General features: G+C 61.6%; 21 protein-coding genes. 4 read left to right on the forward strand and 17 right to left on the reverse strand.

Annotation, left to right across the window (positions count from 1 at the left end):
• Window positions 1–94 precede the first annotated feature (94 nt).
• The 16 genes from QO231_RS13790 to QO231_RS13865 all read right to left on the reverse strand — a co-directional run bounded on the left by QO231_RS13790 (window position 95) and on the right by QO231_RS13865 (window position 14257).
• Complete coding sequence (locus QO231_RS13790) at window positions 95–1027, reverse strand: AEC family transporter (RefSeq protein ID WP_316777333.1); 933 nt, start codon at window positions 1025–1027, stop codon at window positions 95–97.
• 76 nt (window positions 1028–1103) lie between these two features.
• Window positions 1104–1901, reverse strand: a complete 798-nt coding sequence (locus QO231_RS13795) for an MBL fold metallo-hydrolase (protein ID WP_316777335.1) — start codon at window positions 1899–1901, stop codon at window positions 1104–1106.
• A complete protein-coding gene (locus QO231_RS13800) occupies window positions 1901–2707 on the reverse strand; it encodes a TatD family hydrolase (protein ID WP_316777338.1) in 807 nt (268 codons plus the stop codon). The genes QO231_RS13795 and QO231_RS13800 overlap by 1 nt, the downstream gene beginning before the upstream one ends.
• A gap of 16 nt (window positions 2708–2723) precedes the next feature.
• Window positions 2724–3851, reverse strand: coding sequence for a DNA polymerase III subunit delta' (locus QO231_RS13805; RefSeq protein WP_316777341.1), 1128 nt, complete (start codon window positions 3849–3851; stop codon window positions 2724–2726).
• Window positions 3848–4486: a dTMP kinase gene (gene tmk, locus QO231_RS13810; protein WP_316777346.1), complete on the reverse strand. Its 639-nt coding sequence runs from the start codon at window positions 4484–4486 to the stop codon at window positions 3848–3850. Before tmk ends, QO231_RS13805 begins: the two co-directional genes overlap by 4 nt.
• Window positions 4483–5616: a D-alanyl-D-alanine carboxypeptidase family protein gene (locus QO231_RS13815; protein ID WP_316777399.1), complete on the reverse strand. Its 1134-nt coding sequence runs from the start codon at window positions 5614–5616 to the stop codon at window positions 4483–4485. The genes tmk and QO231_RS13815 overlap by 4 nt, the downstream gene beginning before the upstream one ends.
• 52 nt (window positions 5617–5668) lie before the next feature.
• Window positions 5669–6460, reverse strand: a complete 792-nt coding sequence (locus QO231_RS13820) for an SPOR domain-containing protein (RefSeq protein WP_394356602.1) — start codon at window positions 6458–6460, stop codon at window positions 5669–5671.
• 238 nt (window positions 6461–6698) lie between these two features.
• Window positions 6699–7727: a histone deacetylase family protein gene (locus tag QO231_RS13825; protein WP_316777348.1), complete on the reverse strand. Its 1029-nt coding sequence runs from the start codon at window positions 7725–7727 to the stop codon at window positions 6699–6701.
• Window positions 7724–8206, reverse strand: a complete 483-nt coding sequence (locus QO231_RS13830) for a GNAT family N-acetyltransferase (protein WP_316777350.1) — start codon at window positions 8204–8206, stop codon at window positions 7724–7726. Before QO231_RS13830 ends, QO231_RS13825 begins: the two co-directional genes overlap by 4 nt.
• A gap of 3 nt (window positions 8207–8209) precedes the next feature.
• On the reverse strand, window positions 8210–9136 hold the full coding sequence (locus tag QO231_RS13835) for a BKACE family enzyme (protein ID WP_316777351.1): 927 nt from the start codon (window positions 9134–9136) through the stop codon (window positions 8210–8212).
• 9 nt (window positions 9137–9145) lie between these two features.
• Window positions 9146–10483 carry an aminotransferase family protein gene (locus QO231_RS13840; RefSeq protein WP_316777353.1) on the reverse strand — a complete coding sequence of 446 codons (1338 nt, stop codon included), beginning with the start codon at window positions 10481–10483 and terminating at the stop codon, window positions 9146–9148.
• A gap of 7 nt (window positions 10484–10490) precedes the next feature.
• The gene (locus QO231_RS13845; protein ID WP_316777356.1) at window positions 10491–11258 is read right to left on the reverse strand and encodes an amino acid ABC transporter ATP-binding protein; all 768 of its coding nucleotides are present in this window, start codon (window positions 11256–11258) and stop codon (window positions 10491–10493) included.
• Window positions 11259–11273: 15 nt separating this feature from the next.
• The gene (locus QO231_RS13850; RefSeq protein ID WP_316777359.1) at window positions 11274–11930 is read right to left on the reverse strand and encodes an amino acid ABC transporter permease; all 657 of its coding nucleotides are present in this window, start codon (window positions 11928–11930) and stop codon (window positions 11274–11276) included.
• A 30-nt stretch (window positions 11931–11960) separates the two neighbouring features.
• Complete coding sequence (locus tag QO231_RS13855) at window positions 11961–12608, reverse strand: amino acid ABC transporter permease (protein ID WP_316777362.1); 648 nt, start codon at window positions 12606–12608, stop codon at window positions 11961–11963.
• 11 nt (window positions 12609–12619) lie between these two features.
• A complete protein-coding gene (locus tag QO231_RS13860; RefSeq protein WP_316777363.1) occupies window positions 12620–13411 on the reverse strand; it encodes a creatininase family protein in 792 nt (263 codons plus the stop codon).
• A 57-nt stretch (window positions 13412–13468) separates the two neighbouring features.
• Window positions 13469–14257 carry a transporter substrate-binding domain-containing protein gene (locus QO231_RS13865; protein WP_316777366.1) on the reverse strand — a complete coding sequence of 263 codons (789 nt, stop codon included), beginning with the start codon at window positions 14255–14257 and terminating at the stop codon, window positions 13469–13471.
• A 140-nt stretch (window positions 14258–14397) separates the two neighbouring features.
• On the opposite strand from QO231_RS13865, the gene QO231_RS13870 reads away from it, so the two are divergent.
• Both QO231_RS13870 and QO231_RS13875 read left to right on the forward strand, forming a co-directional pair.
• Window positions 14398–15357 (forward strand): LysR family transcriptional regulator, encoded by a 960-nt coding sequence (locus tag QO231_RS13870; protein ID WP_316777369.1) that lies wholly within the window; start codon window positions 14398–14400, stop codon window positions 15355–15357.
• Window positions 15358–15783: 426 nt separating this feature from the next.
• Window positions 15784–16479 (forward strand): Crp/Fnr family transcriptional regulator, encoded by a 696-nt coding sequence (locus tag QO231_RS13875; RefSeq protein WP_316777372.1) that lies wholly within the window; start codon window positions 15784–15786, stop codon window positions 16477–16479.
• Between the two features lie 34 nt (window positions 16480–16513).
• On the opposite strand, the gene QO231_RS13880 is transcribed toward QO231_RS13875, so the two are convergent.
• A complete protein-coding gene (locus tag QO231_RS13880; protein ID WP_316777375.1) occupies window positions 16514–16735 on the reverse strand; it encodes a DUF1858 domain-containing protein in 222 nt (73 codons plus the stop codon).
• Window positions 16736–17032: 297 nt separating this feature from the next.
• Between QO231_RS13880 and QO231_RS13885 the strand changes: the two genes are divergently transcribed.
• Complete coding sequence (locus QO231_RS13885; protein WP_316777378.1) at window positions 17033–17626, forward strand: LysE family translocator; 594 nt, start codon at window positions 17033–17035, stop codon at window positions 17624–17626.
• Window positions 17627–17846: 220 nt separating this feature from the next.
• Complete coding sequence (locus QO231_RS13890) at window positions 17847–18809, forward strand: acetyl-CoA carboxylase carboxyltransferase subunit alpha (RefSeq protein WP_316777381.1); 963 nt, start codon at window positions 17847–17849, stop codon at window positions 18807–18809.
• Window positions 18810–19012 lie beyond the last annotated feature (203 nt).

Below are 19012 nucleotides of genomic sequence, written 5' to 3' on the forward strand. Positions count from 1 at the left end.
TGTTTTGGGGCATTATGGCAAGTTGGCGGGCGATGGGGAAGGGCGAAGGTGGCAATCGCATTGCGGTCAGGGCATGGCGGGTTGCAGGCCGGCGCTAGCCCAGCAGCGTCAGCCACATCCAGATGCTGAGCAGCGAGGTGCCGGTCGCGATCAGCACCGAAGACGCCGCCACCCGCTTGGCCCGGCCATACATGTTGGCGAAGATATAGGCATTGACCCCCGGAGCCATGGCCGCGTTCAGCACGCCCGAGCGGAAGAGATCCTGAGGCAGCGAGAACGCCCGACCCAACAGCCAGACCAGCGCCGGGTGGATCATCAACGCGATGATGCAAACATAGGCAATGGTGCGCAGGTCGCCTTCGGGGCGGTATTGTACCAGGAGACCGCCGAGAGCAAAGAGAGCGCAGGGCAGGGCGGAGCGGGTGATGATCGACAGGGCGTCATCGGCCACGTCGGGAATGGTCAGGCCGCTGAGGTTGAACAGGAAGCCAAGTGCAATGCCGAGGATCAGCACGTTCTTGAACATCGCCGTCAGCGTGGCGCGGGCCGCATCGATTGTACGGCCGCCGCGATTGGAGACGATCTCCATCGCGGTGATGCCGAGCCCGTAGCAGAAAGGGGCGTGAAAGGCGATGATCGCGTAGTTCCCGGCGAGGTTCTCCGTACCGTAGGCCCGTTCGGTGATGGGAAGGCCGAGCAGAACCGAGTTCGAGAAGAGACAGCAAAAGCCGATGGCGATGCAGTCTTCCCAGTCCCGTTTGAAAATGAACCGCGCGCCGTAAACGCCGAGCAGGAAGCAGATGGTTGCCCCGCTGTAAAAGCTGATCAGCAGGCTCGGATCAAAGCCTGCGGAGAGATCCAGCGTCGCGATGGCACGAAACAGCAAGCAAGGGATCGCAAACCCCTGCGCGAACCGCATCAGCGCCTCCATCTGATCGATCGAGAAATAGCGATGCCGGGTTGTCAGATAGCCTGCACCGATGACCAGAAAGACCGGCAGGATGACGGTAATCAGCGTCTGGAACATGCGCGGCCGGCTTGTCTGTGGGCGAGGTTGGATGCCTCCGGCGGGAGTATTTTGGCAAAGATGAAATGCAGGGCGGTCACAATGGGAACCGGAGGGTCAGCCCATCATAGGCGGCGATGACGTTCTCGGGCGTTTCGGCCATGACCGTGTCGTAATCCATGTCGATATGCATGTTGGTCAGGACTGCCTGTTTGGCGCGCACGCGCCCGATCCAGCCCAGGGTCTGTTCCAGGTGGGTATGGGTGGGGTGCGGCGCGCGGCGGAGCGCGTCGACGATCCAGCAATCGAGTCCCTGAAGCACATCCCAGGACTCGTCATAGATCTTGGCGACATCCGGGAGATAGGCCACGCGGCCGATGCGAAACCCCAGCGAGTCGATCGAGCCGTGCCCGACGCGGAACGGCAAGAACGGAATGGGGCCGCCGGCGCCGTCGATTTCAAACCGACCGTCGATGGTTTTCATCTCGAGGATCGGCGGATAGGGGGAGCCTTCGGGTTGCGCGAAAGCATAGCCGAAGCGGGACAATAACGCGTTCTGGGTGTCGCCATCTGCCCAGACCGGAAGCCGCGTGCGCATGTTGAAGACGATCATTCGCAAATCGTCGATACCGTGCACATGATCTGCATGGGAGTGGGTGTAAACCACGCCGTCCAATCGACCGGTATTGGTGTCGAGAAGCTGGCTGCGCAGGTCGGGAGAGGTGTCGATCAGGACCGAGGTCGTCCCATCCGGGCCATCGCGCTCGACCAGCATCGAGCAGCGGCGGCGCCTGTTCTTCGGGTTGGTCGGGTCGCAATCGCCCCAGTGGCCACCCAGCCGGGGGACGCCACCCGAGGATCCGCAGCCAAGGATGGTGAAACGAAGGTCTTCCATCAGGCGGCGGCCTCGCAGCGAGCGGCCTTGGCGAACAGACGGTCGAAGTTCTCCTCTGTCCGGGCGGCGAACTCGGCGTAGTCGAGGCCAAAGACTTCGGCCCCTTTGCGCGCGGTATGGGCCGTGTAGGCCGGTTCGTTTCTCCTGCCCCGGTACGGCGGCGGCGCGAGGTAGGGCGCATCAGTCTCTACCAATATCCGGTCGAGCGGGGCGGCAGCGAATATCTCGCGCAATTCCTGGCTCTTGGGAAAGGCGGCAATGCCGGACATGGACAGATAAAAACCAAGGTCAAGCGCCGCGCGGGCGAGATCTGCGGAGGAGGAAAAGCAGTGCATCACACAGCTGTAGGCACCGTTCCGAAACTCTTCGGTGAGGATTTCGGCCATGTCGTCATCCGCCGCGCGGGCATGGATGATCAGCGGCAGACCGGTGTCGCGGGCGGCGGCGATATGGATGCGCAGGCTGTCCTGTTGTATCCGGGCGCTGTCGGCGGTGTAATGATAATCAAGCCCGGTTTCGCCGATGCCGACGAATTTCGGGTGTCGGGCCAGCGCGGTGAGATCGTCGACAGTGACCAGAGGTTCCCGTGCCGCGCTCATCGGGTGGGTGCCTGCGGCGTAGAACACTGGCGCATGGGCTTCGGCAATGGCGCGAACTGTGGGTTCGTTGGCAAGCTTGGTGCAGATGGTCACCATGCGTGTGACACCTGCTGCCGCGGCATTGGCGACGATATCATCAAGCTGCCCCTCAAAATCAGGGAAATCGAGGTGGCAATGGCTGTCGGTGATCTGGAGTGTGTGTGTCATGGCCCTTGGTCCGGGCCTAGCCCGCTGCGGTTTCCTGCATTTTGAAAACCGTATCTAGGACAAGCGCGGCAGGGTCAAGGTTGACTGCCTGCCCGTGCCGCGAGCGGCTGGTGATGGAGGCCGCGATTTCAGCCCAGGCCCGCCCTCTTCGGGCATCGGCTGCGAGGCGGGAAAGAACTTGTGCCTCGTTCGGGGCGGCCTCTGGCGCTGGCGGGGTGCCGGTTGCACCGGTCCGCGCAAGCCGGGCGAGGGCAATGTCGATCAGGATCAGCAGCAGTTCGTACCGCTCCGCCGCCCCACGTTGCGCGGCGGTTTCAGCGAGGGCCAGCGCGCGTTGCCGGTCGAGTTTGGGTAGCGAATTCAGGATTGCGACCACCTCCGCATAAAGGCGCAGACCGTCAAGTGATATCAGGCGCAGGGCCGCCCCTACCGAGCCCGAGGCAAGGGCTGCTAGGTGCGTTGCCAGATCCGGGTCGGTCGGTATTTCCGCGCCGGTTTGGGACAGCGCGACCTGCATGTCGGCCGGGTTGAGCGGAGACAGTCGCAGGGTCCGGCAGCGAGAGCGGATCGTGGGCAGCAGGGCCGACGGTTGGTGCGAGATCAGCAGCAGTGTCGTGCGTGCGGGCGGCTCTTCGAGCATCTTGAGTAGCGCGTTGGCGGCGGAGATATTCATGTCGTCGGCAGTGTCGACGATGACCACCCGCCGCCCGCCATCGGTCGCCGAGAGGCCGAAGAACCGATTGAGTTTGCGGATATCGTCCACGACGATGGCATCCCGTATACGGTTGGTCTTCTCGTTGACGCTGCGGGTGATCGAAACAAGCCCAGGCTCGCCACCCGCCAGCATGCGCCGTGCAACCGGATGCTCTGGGTCGATATCAAGCGACCCGGGCGGCGGCGGAGCATCAAAGAGACCGTCGTTTCCTGCGGATGGGGTCGCCAGCAGGAAGCGCGCAATGCGCCAGGCAAGCGTCGCCTTGCCGACGCCGCGCGGACCGGTCAGAAGCCATGCATGATGCAGGCGATCGGCGGCAAAGGCCTCGAGAAACGCCGCTTCTGCTGCGTCCTGCCCGATCAGCCGTGGGCAGTCGCGCGGATGTGGCGCGCCCGGGGCCTGATCGGCAGGAGGGGGGGCATCGTTCATGTCAGCGCCGGGGCAGCGATTGCGAATACGTCGTCGGCCACGGCCTCAACCGGGCGGTTGCCGTCGATGACACGGAAACGGTCGGCGAAATCATGGGCAAGCGCGAGGAACCCGGCGCGCATCTGTTGCTGGAGTTCGGGGCCGAAATCCTCGAACCGCTCTTCGCTGCCCTGGCGCGCCAGTGCGCGTTGCAACCCGATCTCGGGGTCCATGTCGATCAGCACCGTGATGTCAGGCTCGCGTCCGATCATCAGATCGTGGAGCGCATCGACCAATCCACGCAGGTCGCCGCGCGACAGTCCTTGGTACATTCGGGTGCTGTCGGCAAACCGATCACAGATCACGACTTTTCCTGCCGCAAGGGCCGGCAGGATAGTGCGTTCCATATGGTCGCGGCGGGCTGCGGTGAACAGCAGGATCTCGGTTTCCGCCGACCAGCGGTCGGGATCGCCTTCGAGCACAAGGCGCCGGATTTCCTCGGCGCCGGTCGAGCCGCCGGGTTCGCGGGTGAGAACAACGTCGCGCCCGTTTGCCCGTAGCCTGTCCGCCAACAGACTTGCCTGCGTGGACTTGCCGGACCCGTCGATGCCTTCAAAAGTCAGAAATGTGCCGCTACCGGGCTGCGGATCGCTCACATTGCCTCCGTCGGAGGACCGTTGAGGAACTGCGTGATCAGGTATTGCGCAGCGGTCTTGACGCGGACCAGGAACCCACCGTTGCCCACTGCGTGACCAGCCACCAGGGGCAGACGTGTTTCCGGCAGGCCCTCGGGTGAAATCACCAGTTCGGCAAGTTCCTGGCCCTCGGCGATCGGAGCCTTGATCGGGCCGGTGTAAACCACTTCGGCCGTAAGCTTCCTGCCGCTCAGCACCGGCAACAGGATCGTCAGGTCTCTGGCGGGCACCAGCCCTACCGTGGGCTGTCCGCCCATCCAGACGTCGGCTTGCGTGACGGGCGATCCGGCTTTGGCGATGGTTTTTTCGGCAAATTGACGAAACGACCAGTTAACAATGGCCTCGGCCTCCTCTGCACGACGCGCTTCGCTTTCGAGCCCCGATATCACGAAGATCACCCGGCGATCACCCTGTTTGGCCGAGCCGACAAGACCATAGCCAGCCTCTTGCGTATGACCGGTCTTGAGCCCGTCAGCCCCGATATCGAGATTGAGCAGCGGATTGCGGTTGCGGATGTTGGACGGCGCGCGCCCGTCGAAGGCGAACTCGCGCTCGGCAAACAGCGGGTAGAACTCGGGGAAGTCGGTGATCAGGCGGTTTGCCAGCACGGCGAGATCATGCACCGACATGCGGTGACCTGCCTGTGGCCAGCCGTTCGAATTGGTGAAGCTGGAGTTTGTCATGCCGATTTGCTGCGCGCGTTCGGTCATGTAGCGGGCAAAGCCCGGCTCGGTTCCATCGGGGCTGAGCGCCTCGGCAATGACTGCACAGGCGTCATTGCCCGACAACACGATGATGCCGCGCAGCAGATCCTCGACACGCACCCGGTCGTTGGTGTCCAGAAACATGGTCGAGCCCTTGTAGCTCATGGCATGAGAAGACACCGGCAGGCGTTCATCCAGTGTCAGGCGCCCGTCGCGGACGGCCTCGAACGCGACATAGAGCGTCATCAGTTTCGACATCGATGCCGGCGGCAGAGGCTCATCTGCGTTCTTGGAGAGCAATACAGTGCCGGTGGTCTGATCCAGCACATAGGCGGCCTTGGCCGATGTATCGAATGCACCAGCGGCCAGCGGCACGATGCAAAGCATCACCGCGGCGACAATGGAGTTGAGTGAGAGTTTCACGGGACGTTCTCCCTGGTCAGGTGATAGGGGGCTTGGCGCTGAACCGCCCGATCTGTCCGGCGTGGTCCAGCGCCGCGATCCGTTCAGGTGCCGTTTGTGCAGGATGATGGTCGCGATCCCAAAGCGCCGCCGACTCGTCGAGCGGCGCAAGCGTCGTTTCAGAGATGTCAGATGGGGTTTCGAGCGGTTTGATCGCGCCCTCGATGGCCGCGTCGTCCTTGGATTTCGCCCAGGGCCAGCGGAACTTCTTTTCCTTCGGTGCGGCGGTATCCGTCGCGAGGGCCGTGCCTGCTTCGGCGGCGACCGTGGCGGTATCGCTGTCTTCACCTGTGGCTTCCTCGGTCTCGGGTTCTTCGGTGGCCGGTTCCCGGACCAGCGCCGTCACATGCAGGTTGACGGGCGCGCCGGGCAGCATGGCCAAGGCTTCCGCCGCTTCGGACGAGGCCTGGATGCGCGGACCGGGGATGTCGCGTTCGCGACGGAACAATGCGCCGACGACCGATGTGTCGTTGGCGGTGTTGCGGATAATCACGCGGTGCGGGTCTGTCACATCCGGATGCGCTACCCAGATGCCTCCAAGCGAAGGGCGCCCATCCCAAAGCCCGGCTTCTGAGATATCATAGACCTCGGGTGCCTCGATATCACGCCGCTCGCCCCTGTCGCTCTGGGTAGCGGTGCCGCTGGTCGTTTCCGGTTTTGCGGTCGTGGGACGCAGGTCGCCATCATCGCAAGCGGCCAGCGCAGCGGCGAACAGCACAGCGCCGGTCAAACGAAAGGAAAGCCCGTTGCCAGTTCTCATTCGGATCATGCCAAGTTCCTTGCCTGTAGACAGGCGTTTTTTGCGCCCCTGGCCGGTTTTCCGGTCCCACTGCTTTGGCGCAAACCGCCATTTTCGGCATCATAGCCCGGCAGTCTTGGCAATGAAAGTCCGCAGGCCTTCGCTCGGCAAGAAATCCCCGGTTCTCACAGGCACGTGAGAACCTGTTTGCAGAGGTGATGTCTGGGGGCGTTGACGGGCATCTCGAATATGGCGCGGCCCAGACGGCTTATCCTGCGGCGTCCTGATATCCTCCAAGCGCAGATGTCAGGTTTTCGCCAAGCTCGTCGCAGAGATAGCCGCCTTCCTGAACGAACAGGCACGGCCGGTTCAGCCCGGCAATCGCGGCCCCAATCCGCGCAAAGCCGGTCGTGGTGACCGCAAGGCCCTTGAACGGGTCGCCCACGAAGGCATCCAAACCCAGGGCCACGACAACCACGTCTGCGCCAAAGGCGCTGATCCGGCGAAGCGCGACATCAAGCGCCGCAAGGAAATCATCATTCGCTGTGCCACGCGCCAATGGCAAATTCAGGTTGTAGCCAAGCCCGTCGCCCGTGCCCCGTTCATGTGCCTGTCCCCAGAAGAACGGATAGAAGCGCTCGGGATCTGCGTGAAGCGATACCGTCAACACGTCGCTTCGGTCATAGAATATGCCTTGCGTGCCATTTCCATGATGCACATCCACATCAAGGATCGCGGCGCGCAGGCCGCTGACGCGCAAGCGTTCGGCGGCGATGGCGGAATTGTTCAGGAAGCAAAACCCACCCGCCAGATCTCCAAAGGCATGATGTCCCGGAGGCCGCGCCAGGGCATAGGCGGCGTGTTCGCCCGCGATGATCAGATCAGCCCCGGCGATGGCGGTCTGCGCAGACCAATAGGCGGCCTCCCAGGTGCCGTCTGCGATCGGGCAGGCGGTGTCGGCCTGATGAAAGCCTGCCTGCCCGACGGCGGATTTGGGGTAGCTGTCGCTGCGGTTGGCGGGATGGATGTTCGGGATGACCTCTTCGCCCGCACCGTCAATGCGTTTCCAGCGGGTGTGGATGGTCTCCAGAAACATCAGATACTCCGGCGCGTGCAGCGCGGCAATTGGCCCGATGCCCGCATCCTGTGGAGCTTGGACACTGCACCCCGCTGCCCGCGAGCCCGCCAGCAGGCGGTCGATCCGCTCCGGCTGTTCCGGGTTGGGCAGGATCGCTCCGTTGGCCATGAAATGGCATGGTTGATGTTTCCACTGGCGGTCGTCGAATATGGCTTTCATGTACTCCCTCTCAAGGTCTCTAGCGCAGTGCCGGTCAGGAACATGTTCGTTTCATCGGCATGCGTGGAAAATCCAAGCCGGTCATAGGCGGCGCGCGCGCCTGGGTTGTCGTGATACACGGTGAGTTTGAGGAAATGCCCGATCCCCCGGCGCGATCCTTCGTCAAGCGTTGCGGCCAACATCCGCCGCGCGAGGCCCCGGCCCCGGACGCTCTGCGTGACCCAGAGATCACTGACGAAGAGGCCCGCGCCGCCCAGCGTCGTTGACAATACCGGCGCTGCCAGTGTCGCGGCCAGCGGTTTGGCATCGCGCGTCGCGAGCATCGCGAGACAGGGGGCCGTCGGACCGCAAACAGTATCCGCAAGTGTCTTGATCTTGACCCGGTAGGGGTCGTCCAGATCCGAGGCGAGCTGGCGCAATGCAATTTCCAGCAGGGCGATCTCGTCCTCTTGAACCGGCGCTATGGTGAGATTGTCCATGTTTCAGATCGCGGTCCGGTCCGCCCCCTTGAGATCAAGCATCTGGCGCGCGTCTTCGGCGGAGGCGACATTGCGGCCAAGCTCTTCAACAATTCGACGAATCTTGGCCACCTGCTCGGCGTTATCGCGCGCCAGCACGCCGCGTGAAATCATCAGGCTGTCTTCCAGCCCGACCCGCACATGCCCGCCCAAGATGGCAGACATCGTGATCAGCGGCATCTGGTGCCGCCCCGCCGCCAGCACCGAAAACGCATACTCATCGCCAAACAGCTTGTCGGCGATCAGCTTCATATGGGTCAGGTTTTCAGGGTCCGGCCCGATGCCGCCCAGTACCCCGAATACGAACTGGATGAACAGCTTGCCGCGCACCAGCCCGCGGTCAACGAAATGTTTCAGCATGTAAAGATGGCTGACATCATAGCATTCAAACTCGAACCGGGCACCGCGCTTTTCGCCCAGTTCCAGCAGGATATGCTCCATGTCCCGTGGTGTGTTCTTGAAGACCAAATCGTCCGAGCCTTCAAGAAAAGGTTTCTCCCAATCGTATTTCCATTCCGTGACCCGTTCGGCCGCCGGGTAGAGCGCAAAGTTCATCGTGCCCATGTTGAGGGAACACATCTCAGGTTCGGCGAGCTTCGGCGCGGCAAGGCGTTGGTCCAGCGTCATCGTGGCGCTGCCCCCGGTCGAGATGTTGAGCACGGCGTCACAGCGTTGCTTGATCTGTGGCAGGAAGGCCATGAAATGGGCAGGATCCGCCGAGGGGCGGCCGTTTTCGGGATCGCGCGCATGCAGGTGCAGTATTGTCGCGCCCGCTTCGGCGGCCCCGATGGCATTGTCGGTGATCTCTTGCGCTGTCACGGGCAGATGGGGCGACATCGACGGGGTATGGATCGACCCGGTCACGGCACAGGTGATGATGATCTTGGTCATGGTTGCTCCCTACGCAGCGCCGGAAAATTGCGGAATTTCAGCCATGTAGCTGGCAAGCGAGCGGTCCAGCCGTTCGGTGAGGTCGTCCAGTTGAGCCTCGTCCACGATCATCGGTGGACAGACCAGAAAGTGATCACCCGAGGTGCCGCCCCTTGTGCGGCGCGAATAGATGATCAATCCGTTCTCATAGGCAATGTCGACCAGCCGCGCATGGGCGTTGAGTTCGGTGGGCAACGGCGCCTTGGTGTGGCGGTCGGCCATCAGTTCGAATGCCATCAGCAATCCCTTGCCACGCACATCGCCAATCAGCGGATAGCGCTGCATCAGGCCGCGCAGGCGGTCGCGGAGCCTGTCGCCCATCCGTGCCGCGTTTCCGATCAGATCATGTTCCGCGATCTGATCCAGCACCGCGCATCCTGCCGCACAGGCCAGCGGATTTCCGGCATAGGTAAAACCGTGAATGAACCCTCCGGACCCGATCACGGCCTCGACAATGTCATCCCGCGCGATCATCGCGCCAAGAGGGACATAGCCGCCGCCGAACCCTTTTGAGATCGAAATGAGATCGGGGCTCACATCCCAGTGTTCGGCTCCAAAGAACCGACCGGTGCGCCCGCCGCCGGTCATGACTTCGTCGTGGATCAGCAGGACGCCGTACTGGGTGCAAATCTCGCGGACGCGCTGCATGTAGCCGGCAGGAGGCACCAGCGCGCCGGTCGAGGCTCCGCCGACAGGTTCAACGATAAAGGCCAGCACGGTCTCTGGACCTTCTTCGAGAATCTTCGCTTCCAGCATGTCGGCGTAGTGGCCTCCCGTTGCGGGGTCGTCTGCATCCAGTCCGTCCAGATAGGCGCGCGGCGCGGGGATCTTGGGCATCCGCTGCATCATCGGGTCAAACGGCGCTGTCATCGGCGCGTATCCGGTGATCGCAAGCGCCCCCAGAGTGCAGCCGTGATAGCCGGGGTAGCGCGAGATCACCTTGAAACGCTGTGGATCTCCGTGGGTCAGCGTGTATTGCCGCGCCATTTTGAGGGTGCTTTCGACCGCCTCCGACCCGCCCGAAACGAAGAAGACCCTGTTCAGACCTTCGGGAGCCAATGCGGCAGTCTTTGCCGCCAGCCTTTCCGAACTTTCGGTCTGAAAATGTAGCCGATAGCCGAAGGTCGACCTGTCCATCTGCGCGCGCATCGCGGCCAGAACAGCCGGATTCGAATGGCCAATGTTGCTGACCATCGCGCCGCTTGAGCCATCGATATAGCGCTTGCCCGTGCTGTCCCACATATAGATCCCTTCGGCGCGGTCGAGCATGGGGCGGGGCGATTTGGTCTGATAAAACAGGTTGCTCATGTTCGGTCTACTGTTTCCGGCTCAGGTGTTTGCGCAGGAAATTGCGGGTGCGTTCATGCCTGGGGTTTTCGAAGATCTCCGATGGCGGGCCTTCCTCGACAACCACACCCTGATCCATGAACAGCACGCGGTCGCAGACCGAGGCCGCGAAATCCATCTCATGCGTGACGATGATCATCGTCATGTGTTCTTCGGCGAGTTGCTTCATCACGAGGTTCACCTCTTCGACCAGTTCCGGGTCGAGCGCGGATGTCGCCTCGTCAAACAGCATCACCTTGGGTTTCATCGCCAGCGCGCGGGCGATGGCGACGCGCTGTTTCTGCCCGCCGGACAGGCGTGACGGGTATTCGTCGATCTTTTCGGAGAGACCAACCTTGGCCAATTGCTCTTCTGCCAGCTTGTTCGCCTCGGCCTCGGACAGCCCCTTGAGCATTCGCGGGGCCAGGGTGATGTTGCCGCGCACCGTCAGATGCGGGAACAGGTTGAAGTGCTGGAACACCATGCCGATGTCCTGCCGCACCTGATTGACGTGTGCCTCGTACTGGCGGAACGGCAGCTTTTCATTGATCCGGACATCTTCGAGCCAGACCTCGCCCGAGGTCAGGGGATCAAGCTCGTTTATCGCGCGCAGCAAGGTCGACTTGCCGGACCCGGACGGGCCGATGATCGCGACGATCTGGCCGCGTTGCACGGTCAGGTTGATGTCCTTCAGCACCTGAAGTGTGCCGAAACTCTTGGCGGCGTTCTTGATCGTGACAAAGGCCTGATCGGTCATTATCGGATTTCCTTCTCAGCGTGACGCGGCGATACGGCGCTCCAGTCGGCGCAGTCCGGCCTCCAGCGCGAGGTTGATGATGTAGTAGCAAAAGGCGGCGGCGAGGTAGAACTCGAACGGGCGGTAGGTGCGGCTGATCGCCTGCTGTGCCGCCAGCGTCAGTTCCATGACCCCGATCACCGAGACCAGCGCGGAATCCTTGAGGAGCGCAATCATGTTGTTGCCCATCGGCGGGATCACGGCGCGCACGGCCTGGGGGATCACGACCCGTCGCAACGTCTGGCCGCGCGACAGGCCCAAGGTGCGCGCGCCTTCGTATTGCCCCTTGTCGACGGCAAGGATCGAGGCCTGGATCAGCTCGGAGTTATAGACCGCGAAATGCAGCCCCAACCCGATGACCCCGGCGACAAAGGCGGGCAGGTCTATGCCGATCTGGATCAGTCCGAAATAGATCAGGAAAAGCTGCAACAGCAGCGGCGTGCCCATGAACAGGAAGGCAAAGGCCCGTACCGGCAGGCGCAGCGCCCAATGGCCATAGAGCGCGATGACAGCGAATACGATACCGCCGAAAAAACTGAGAACTCCGGCGCAAACCGTGATGGCAATGGTCCAGCCAGCCCCCATCGCGAGCACGCCAAAGTAGCCAGGCACGACGCTGAAATCAAGCCCCATGGCAGCCTCCTGTCAGGCCGGCAGGCGCGCTCATGTGATCCGCGCCCGGCGGTCAAGCCAGTTGATGCCCTGGCCCACCACGTAGATGATCACCATGTACAGAACCCCTGCGAGCAGGAACATTTCGAAGGGCTTGTAGGTCGATCCGATAAAGCGCTGTGCGGTATAGGTCAGTTCGACCACCGAGATAGGGGCGACAAGCGCGGTGCCCTTGATCAGCGCATTGATGTTTACCCCGAGCGGGCGGATCATCATGCGCGCGGCTTGTGGCAAGACCACCTTGCGCATGGTCTCCCACCGGCTCATGCCCAGCGTGCGCGCGGCCTCGGTCTGGCCCTTATCGACGGACTGGATCGCGCCGCGGATGGTTTCGGTCATGTAGGCGCCGATGTTCACGCCAAGTGCAATGGTCCCGGCGGCAAAGCTGTCAAGCTGGATGCCGATCTGCGGGCCGCCGAAATACAGGATAAAGACCTGGATCAGCGCCGGGGTTCCCCTGATGACACTGACATAGGTCGCTCCGATGGCACGGAAAACCGACATACGAGACATCCGCGCTGCGGCGCCAAATGCACCGCAGATCAAACCCAGACCTGCCGTCAGGATCGACAATTGGATCGTGACCCATGCCGCTTCCAGAAAGAATGGGTAGACGCGCAGGATCAGGTCAGTGTCCATTCATCCGCCTTTCAATGATGGTCGCGGCGTTGCAAGATCGGTAGCGCGCGAATTTCGCGGATCAGGGCCGTGGTTTCCTCGATCGCGGCGTCCAGAAACCGCCTGCCCGTCTCGGGATCTGCGACGGTCGGATCACCCATTGTTCCATCAGGCGAGATTTCGGACCACCATCGCATCAGCATCGCGCCACCGCCTTTGCCTGCGAGATCCAGATTGAAGAATTTACTGTCCGGGTTGTGCAGGTTCTGCTCGGTCGACTTTTCGACATGAACGCGTTCGGGGTGCAGGTGCATGTACATCGCGGCCTCGAACTCTCCGGCATGGGCAATGCCGCCAATCGCGGATTTGCGCTCGGCATTGATGCGGTCGGACATCAGGTTCCAGTACGAGGCCGAAACACAGATGATGCCGGTCTCGATCACCGTCTTGCGCGCGGCGAGATCAAGGCAGGGATGGTTCGATCCGTGCGAATTGAGCAGCAGGATGCGGCGAAACCCGTGGTGGGCCAGAGATTTGGTAATGTCGGTGACAAAGGCAATGAGCGTTTCCGGCTGAATCCAGATAACACCGGGAAAGTCCTTGTGATGCTCGTTGAACCCGTAAGGAACAGGCGGCATGACAAACACCTCATCCGGACAGGCGGTCGCCACGCCTTCGGCCACCGCCATGCCCAGCACCGTGTCGGTGTCCAGCGGCATGTGAGGGCCGTGATCTTCGGTGGCTGACACGTTCAGGATCACCACGCGATCCTTGTCGGCGTCGCGTACGTCTTCCCAGGTCAGATGGCCATAAGTCGGTGTCATGCCGTGACTCTCGCAAGGGTGGTGCCTGCCGGGAAAGGCCCCGGCAGGTCAGAGGGGTCAGCGAATGTCGCCGCCGACCCATTCCTCGGCAATGGCAAGATATGTACCATCCTCCATCATGCCGTCGAGCGCGTCCTGCATGGCGGCCGCGAGATCAGGGTTGTTTTCGCGGATCGCAATGCCCGCCCCGATCGGCTCGGCCGCCGGATCGTCGATCATCGCCAGATCGTACTGGCCCGCCTTCATCGCCAGCATCACCGGGATCGAGTCGTTCACGATGGCATCGACCCGGCCATTGTCCAGCTCGAGCAGAAGTTCGGGCAGGCCCTTGTAGGTGTTGATGTCATAGCCCTGGTCGCGGGCCCATTGCTCGTGTGTTTCGCCCAGCGTCACGCCGACCTTCACATCGGCCAGCTGATCGACGCTGGTGACGACGGACCCCGCCTTGGTAAAGATTGCCCGCTTGGTGTTGTAATAGGGACCGACGAAATCAATCACCTTGTCTCGCTCTTCGGTGATCGACATCGAGCCGACGACCGCGTCATACTTCTTGGCCAGCAACCCGCCGATGATCCCATCCCATGCCGTTGTGACAATCTCGACCTCAAGTCCCATGCGCTTGGCGATTTCGGTGCCGATGGCAGGGTCAAAGCCGACCACTTCGTTTTGCTCGTTCACAAAGTTGAACGGGGGATACTGCCCGCTCATGGCGATGCTGAGCACGCCGCGTTCCTTTATGTCGGCCAGTTCATCAGCGCTCGCCTTCATTGGAGCCACGCCGAGTCCCATCAGTGCAACGCCACCCATCAAGACACTGCGGCGCAGGACGTTCATTGAGTATTTCATGTCAGATTCCCTGTTGTTGTCGACGCCCTGCTGCCCTGCGCACACCGAGTCGCAGCCCAGAGGCATCGTGAGTTACAGGTTGCGTCGTGATATTGCATAGGGCAAATAGATAATTCAAATCTCAAAAATAGATCTGATTGATGTTAAAACCATACGAACAACGTTTTCCCTGGAAATTGGACTGGAACCTGCTCCGTACTTTCATGGTTGTGGTGGACGAAGGCGGAATCACCCCGGCCGCCCATTTCCTGGGACTGAAACAGCCAACGATCAGTGCAGCACTGAAACGGCTTGAGGACATCACAGGGCGCAAACTGATCAATCGTTCACCCAAGCACTTCAGCGTCACGCCATGGGGGCGGGTGCTTTATGCAGAAGCCAGCACAATTTTTGGCGCGGTCGCGCAGTTGCCGGACCTGATGGCGGGACTGGAAGACGAAGTGACCGGGCAAGTCAGCATGGCCGTCGCCAGCCACGTTGTCTCACCACACTTCGATGCGGTTCTTGAGCGCTTCAACGCGCGATATCCAAAGGCGAGCTTCACGATCTCGACCATGGACAGCACCGAAGTGGTCGCGCATCTCGAGCAAAATCGCGTTACCTTTGGCGTTTGCCTGTTGCGGCATCGACCAGTCAGGTTAGAGGCGAGGGTCCTTTATCGCGAGTATTTCGGGCTCTTCTGCGGCCCCTCGCACCGGTTGTATGGTCGCGAAGATATCGACCTGTCCGAACTCGAGGGCGAAAACGCGGTCTCGTTCCAGACCGACGAACTTGATGGCCCGCTGTTCGCCGTTTCGCAATTGCGCAGCCGTCTGGGTATGCGGGCGGAACTCAAAGGGCTGTCTGCGAACCTGCCCGAGGTTCGACGCATGATCGTCACCAACATCGGCATCGGCGCCCTGCCTGTCCATGTGGCGCGCAAGGATGTGCAATCTGGGCTGCTGTGGCAGGTTCCGCCATACAAAGCATTGCCCGCCGTGGATATCCACATGCTCACCAATGCGAGGCGCAGCATGAACCGCGCAGAACAGGCCTTGCTCGACATGTTGAACGCCGAACTGGACGCAGTGCCGCTCTCGGAGCGCACCTACAGCGGCTGAATGCCGGGTCAATTCGATCGCGGCTCGGTTGGCACGGAGAAGAATCTTGAAACTTGGCGAGCCGGAGAGAGGCGCTGACTCCCCCCCGCTGGCGCTGCGTGCATTCGGGTTAAGTGACCCAGAGCGTTTCGCGTCTGACTTGGGCCATCTGGTATCGCCTGACACGTAAAAACCCAAGAATTCAGGCAGCGTTCGGCGAGTCAGGTTCAACGCGAATTGCATTGAACGGTGCCGCCTTGCCGCACTTTGCCGGGATGCTGTCTTACGTCGACATAGACGCTCCGCCTGCGGCTGGTTGCTCCCGGGGGCTCGCATCGACATCGGTTTGCTATCGGAACATCGGTGCGCTGTTGTTTCCACGGACCTCGCTTTGCCCTAAGAGCAAAAAGGTCAACGATGACTTGAAACAAACATCCGGATCGAATTGTGCCGAAACTAGACGAAAGCCTTCTGGACGGGTTACCGCCCTTTTCTCGCTTGGAGCGCTCGCAGATCCGAGAAATCCTCGAGAGGGCGGCATCGCGCCGCTATGAGGAAGGTACGGTGATCTTCAGCGAGGGGCATGACGCCGAACGGTTCTATTTGCTGCTGGACGGCTATCTGCGGGTGGTTCGTACGACACCGGGTGGAGATCAGATCATCGTCCTGCACATCTCGCCCGGACAATTGTTCGGGATCGCCCCGGCTCTGCACCGCGATACCTATCCGGGAACGGCCATCGCGGCAGTCGAGTCTATCGCGTTGTCATGGCCAGTGCGCCTATGGCCGGAATTCACTGCGAAATACGACAGCTTTGCGACTGAAACCTACAAGATTCTGAGTCAGCGTCTGGGTCAGGTTCAGGATACCCTGATCGAAATGGCGACGCAGGCCGTCGAGAAACGGGTCGCGGCCGCGGTGTTGCGGATGGTCAATCAGAGTGGGCGAAAGACCGACGCCGGAATTGAAATCGCCTTTCCGGTCACGCGCCAGAATATTTCGGACATGACCGGGACAACGCTGCATACGGTCAGTCGCCTGCTGTCGGCCTGGGAAAGGGACGGGATCGTGCAGACCAGCCGCAAGCACATCGTCGTCACCGACCCCTACCGGCTGCTGGAACTGACCGGCGGTGTCGGCTGATCTGGCGCGAGGGCCATGGTGTTTCGGTTTCCAATCATGCCGATTTGCCATGCGCCAGCCTGGCATGCAGTTCGCCGCGGAACACCTCCTCATCCAGCTTGTAGCGCGCGCAGGCCTCCGCGATCGTGTGAAACGGCGTGATCGGACAGCCCGGGCAGAGCATCCGGTGATCCAGAAACACCGCTGCCAGGTCGGGCCAGCGCGCGAAGAGCTCTGACAGGGGCAAATCGGGATCATCGAAATCCGGGCGGTGCATGGTGCTCCCCACTAGTTAGGGACATGGTGTCACCGGCAGGCGCGGCATTCTTTGCGCTGGCGCAAACAACGGTCAGACCCCGATCAGCACCGATCGTGCATTGGCCTGTGACATTGTCCGGTCTATCCCCCATGGAGTTGCACCGATCAGATGGGCAGGTCGGTGATCGCTTCTCCCTTCCTCTCCGTGCCCCGGTCAACCGGGCGCTTCGGGTTTGCGCCGCCCATCTCGAATGATGATGATCGCCGGCACAAATGCGAATTCCACATCCATGCCATTTCGGGTTATTCAGCAGTCATGGACATGGACCTGTTTCTGGCGCTTGCGCTCTTCGCCTTTGTTTCGTCAATCACGCCGGGGCCGAACAACCTGATGCTGATGACGTCTGGCGCCAATTTCGGCTTTCGCCGGACCATTCCGCACATGCTGGGCGTCGGGCTGGGTTTCGTGCTGATGATCCTGCTGCTCGGGGCGGGGCTGGTGCGCCTCTTTGATGCCTATCCGGTCGCCTATGACCTGCTCAAGGCGATCAGCGTCGTTTACCTGTTGTTCCTCGCCTACAAGATCGCAACCGCAGCCCCGGTCAGCAAGTCAGCGGACGTGGGGAAGCCCATGACATTCCTGCAGGCCGCGGCCTTTCAGTGGGTCAACCCCAAGGCCTGGGCGATGGCCCTGACCGCGATCAGCGCGTACACCCCGTCGCAGAGTTTCGGCTCGGTCCTTCTGGTGGGCGCGGTGTTCGGTGCGATCAATCTGCCTTCGGTCGGGAGTTGGACCCTGCTGGGGCAGCAACTCGCGCGGATCCTCACCAATCGCACCCGGTTGGTCGCGTTCAACTGGACGATGGCGGCTTTGCTGGTGGCGTCGCTCTATCCGGTGATCTGGTCCTGACCGGAACGGACGGCAGGCAAAGCGGAACAGCAAACAGCGCCGGAGGCACGTGTTCTGGGCGCGCACGCGGTCTGCGCAAGGCTTCGCTCTCACCTGCACCAAGTCCATTCGCGCCGAGATCTGGCGGTTGAGGATGTCGCAGGACCAGAATTCGGCACCGGCGGCAATTGCAAACGCCCGCGCCATTGGCCATATACGCATCAATCACGGGAGCGCGACGATGACCCAGTATCTGGATTTCGAAAAACCCCTCGCTGAAATCGAAGGCAAGGCAGAGGAATTGCGTGCGCTCGCGCGCGCGAACGAAGAGATGGACGTTGCGGACGAAGCGGCAGCGCTGGATCAGAAAGCGGCCAAGTTGCTCGACGATCTTTATGCGGAACTGACCCCCTGGCGCCGATGCCAGGTCGCCCGCCATCCCGAACGGCCCCATTGCAAGGACTACCTCAAGGCGCTGTTCACCGAATTTACCCCGCTTGCCGGTGATCGGAACTTTGCCGACGATCTGGCGGTGATGGGCGGTCTTGCCCGGTTCAGGGATCAGCCGGTGGTGGTGATCGGCCACGAAAAGGGCAGTGACACCAAATCTCGTATCGAACGCAACTTTGGCATGGCCCGTCCCGAAGGGTATCGCAAGGCGGTGCGGCTGATGAACATCGCCGACCGGTTCAACCTGCCGGTCGTGACGCTTGTGGACACCGCCGGTGCCTATCCCGGCAAAGGTGCCGAAGAGCGCGGCCAGTCCGAAGCGATCGCCCGCTCGACCGAAGCCTGCCTGCAAATCGGCGTGCCGCTGGTCAGCGTGATCATCGGCGAAGGCGGATCGGGCGGGGCGGTTGCCTTTGCCACGGCCAATCGCGTCGCGATGCTGGAACATTCCGTCTATTCGGTGATTTCGCCCGAAGGCTGCGCCTCGATCCTCTGGAAGAACTCCGAAAAGATGCGCGAAGCTGCCGAAGCCTTGCGCCTCACCGCACAGGATCTGAAAAAGCTGGGCGTGATCGACCGCATCATTCCCGAACCCAGAGGCGGTGCACATCGGGACAAGCAAACGGCCATGGCGGCGGTCGAAAAGGCCATCGCGTCGATGCTCGACGATCTCAAGAAAAAGGATCGTGCAGCCCTGATCGCCGACCGCCGGAACAAGTATCTCGACATGGGCACCAAGGGGCTGGCGGCCTGAGTCCAGTGCGAATGGGGGATGTCTGCTGTGCGGGACGATGTGTGAATTAGCTGCGTTTGCGCAGCAGGCTGCTTTGACCCGCATGCACTAAATCGCTTCGCGATATGGGCGCTTGTGACGTGGGTTGCGCGTAGTCGGGATTTGTTTCGCGGATTGTGAAGTTGAGAGTTTGCTGTTGATCGAGGTGATTTTGCCTCGGTTGA

The organism is Sedimentitalea todarodis (assembly GCF_032595355.1).
GTDB lineage: Bacteria > Pseudomonadota > Alphaproteobacteria > Rhodobacterales > Rhodobacteraceae > Sedimentitalea > Sedimentitalea todarodis.

What these genes read in the sequence shown, in the direction of transcription:
- QO231_RS13870 (WP_316777369.1), top strand. Translation starts at nt 14,398, where the DNA reads ATGTTAAAACCATACGAACAACGTTTTCCCTGGAAATTGGACTGGAAC.
- QO231_RS13880 (WP_316777375.1), bottom strand. Translation starts at nt 16,735, where the DNA reads ATGCACCGCCCGGATTTCGATGATCCCGATTTGCCCCTGTCAGAGCTC.
- QO231_RS13795 (WP_316777335.1), bottom strand. Translation starts at nt 1,901, where the DNA reads ATGGAAGACCTTCGTTTCACCATCCTTGGCTGCGGATCCTCGGGTGGC.
- QO231_RS13805 (WP_316777341.1), bottom strand. Translation starts at nt 3,851, where the DNA reads ATGAACGATGCCCCCCCTCCTGCCGATCAGGCCCCGGGCGCGCCACAT.
- QO231_RS13850 (WP_316777359.1), bottom strand. Translation starts at nt 11,930, where the DNA reads ATGGGGCTTGATTTCAGCGTCGTGCCTGGCTACTTTGGCGTGCTCGCG.
- QO231_RS13800 (WP_316777338.1), bottom strand. Translation starts at nt 2,707, where the DNA reads ATGACACACACACTCCAGATCACCGACAGCCATTGCCACCTCGATTTC.
- QO231_RS13885 (WP_316777378.1), top strand. Translation starts at nt 17,033, where the DNA reads ATGGACATGGACCTGTTTCTGGCGCTTGCGCTCTTCGCCTTTGTTTCG.
- QO231_RS13835 (WP_316777351.1), bottom strand. Translation starts at nt 9,136, where the DNA reads ATGACCAAGATCATCATCACCTGTGCCGTGACCGGGTCGATCCATACC.
- QO231_RS13825 (WP_316777348.1), bottom strand. Translation starts at nt 7,727, where the DNA reads ATGAAAGCCATATTCGACGACCGCCAGTGGAAACATCAACCATGCCAT.
- QO231_RS13890 (WP_316777381.1), top strand. Translation starts at nt 17,847, where the DNA reads ATGACCCAGTATCTGGATTTCGAAAAACCCCTCGCTGAAATCGAAGGC.
- QO231_RS13830 (WP_316777350.1), bottom strand. Translation starts at nt 8,206, where the DNA reads ATGGACAATCTCACCATAGCGCCGGTTCAAGAGGACGAGATCGCCCTG.
- QO231_RS13815 (WP_316777399.1), bottom strand. Translation starts at nt 5,616, where the DNA reads ATGCTTTGCATCGTGCCGCTGGCCGCTGGTGCATTCGATACATCGGCC.
- QO231_RS13790 (WP_316777333.1), bottom strand. Translation starts at nt 1,027, where the DNA reads ATGTTCCAGACGCTGATTACCGTCATCCTGCCGGTCTTTCTGGTCATC.
- QO231_RS13845 (WP_316777356.1), bottom strand. Translation starts at nt 11,258, where the DNA reads ATGACCGATCAGGCCTTTGTCACGATCAAGAACGCCGCCAAGAGTTTC.
- QO231_RS13820 (WP_394356602.1), bottom strand. Translation starts at nt 6,460, where the DNA reads ATGATCCGAATGAGAACTGGCAACGGGCTTTCCTTTCGTTTGACCGGC.
- QO231_RS13865 (WP_316777366.1), bottom strand. Translation starts at nt 14,257, where the DNA reads ATGAAATACTCAATGAACGTCCTGCGCCGCAGTGTCTTGATGGGTGGC.
- QO231_RS13840 (WP_316777353.1), bottom strand. Translation starts at nt 10,483, where the DNA reads ATGAGCAACCTGTTTTATCAGACCAAATCGCCCCGCCCCATGCTCGAC.
- QO231_RS13855 (WP_316777362.1), bottom strand. Translation starts at nt 12,608, where the DNA reads ATGGACACTGACCTGATCCTGCGCGTCTACCCATTCTTTCTGGAAGCG.
- QO231_RS13860 (WP_316777363.1), bottom strand. Translation starts at nt 13,411, where the DNA reads ATGACACCGACTTATGGCCATCTGACCTGGGAAGACGTACGCGACGCC.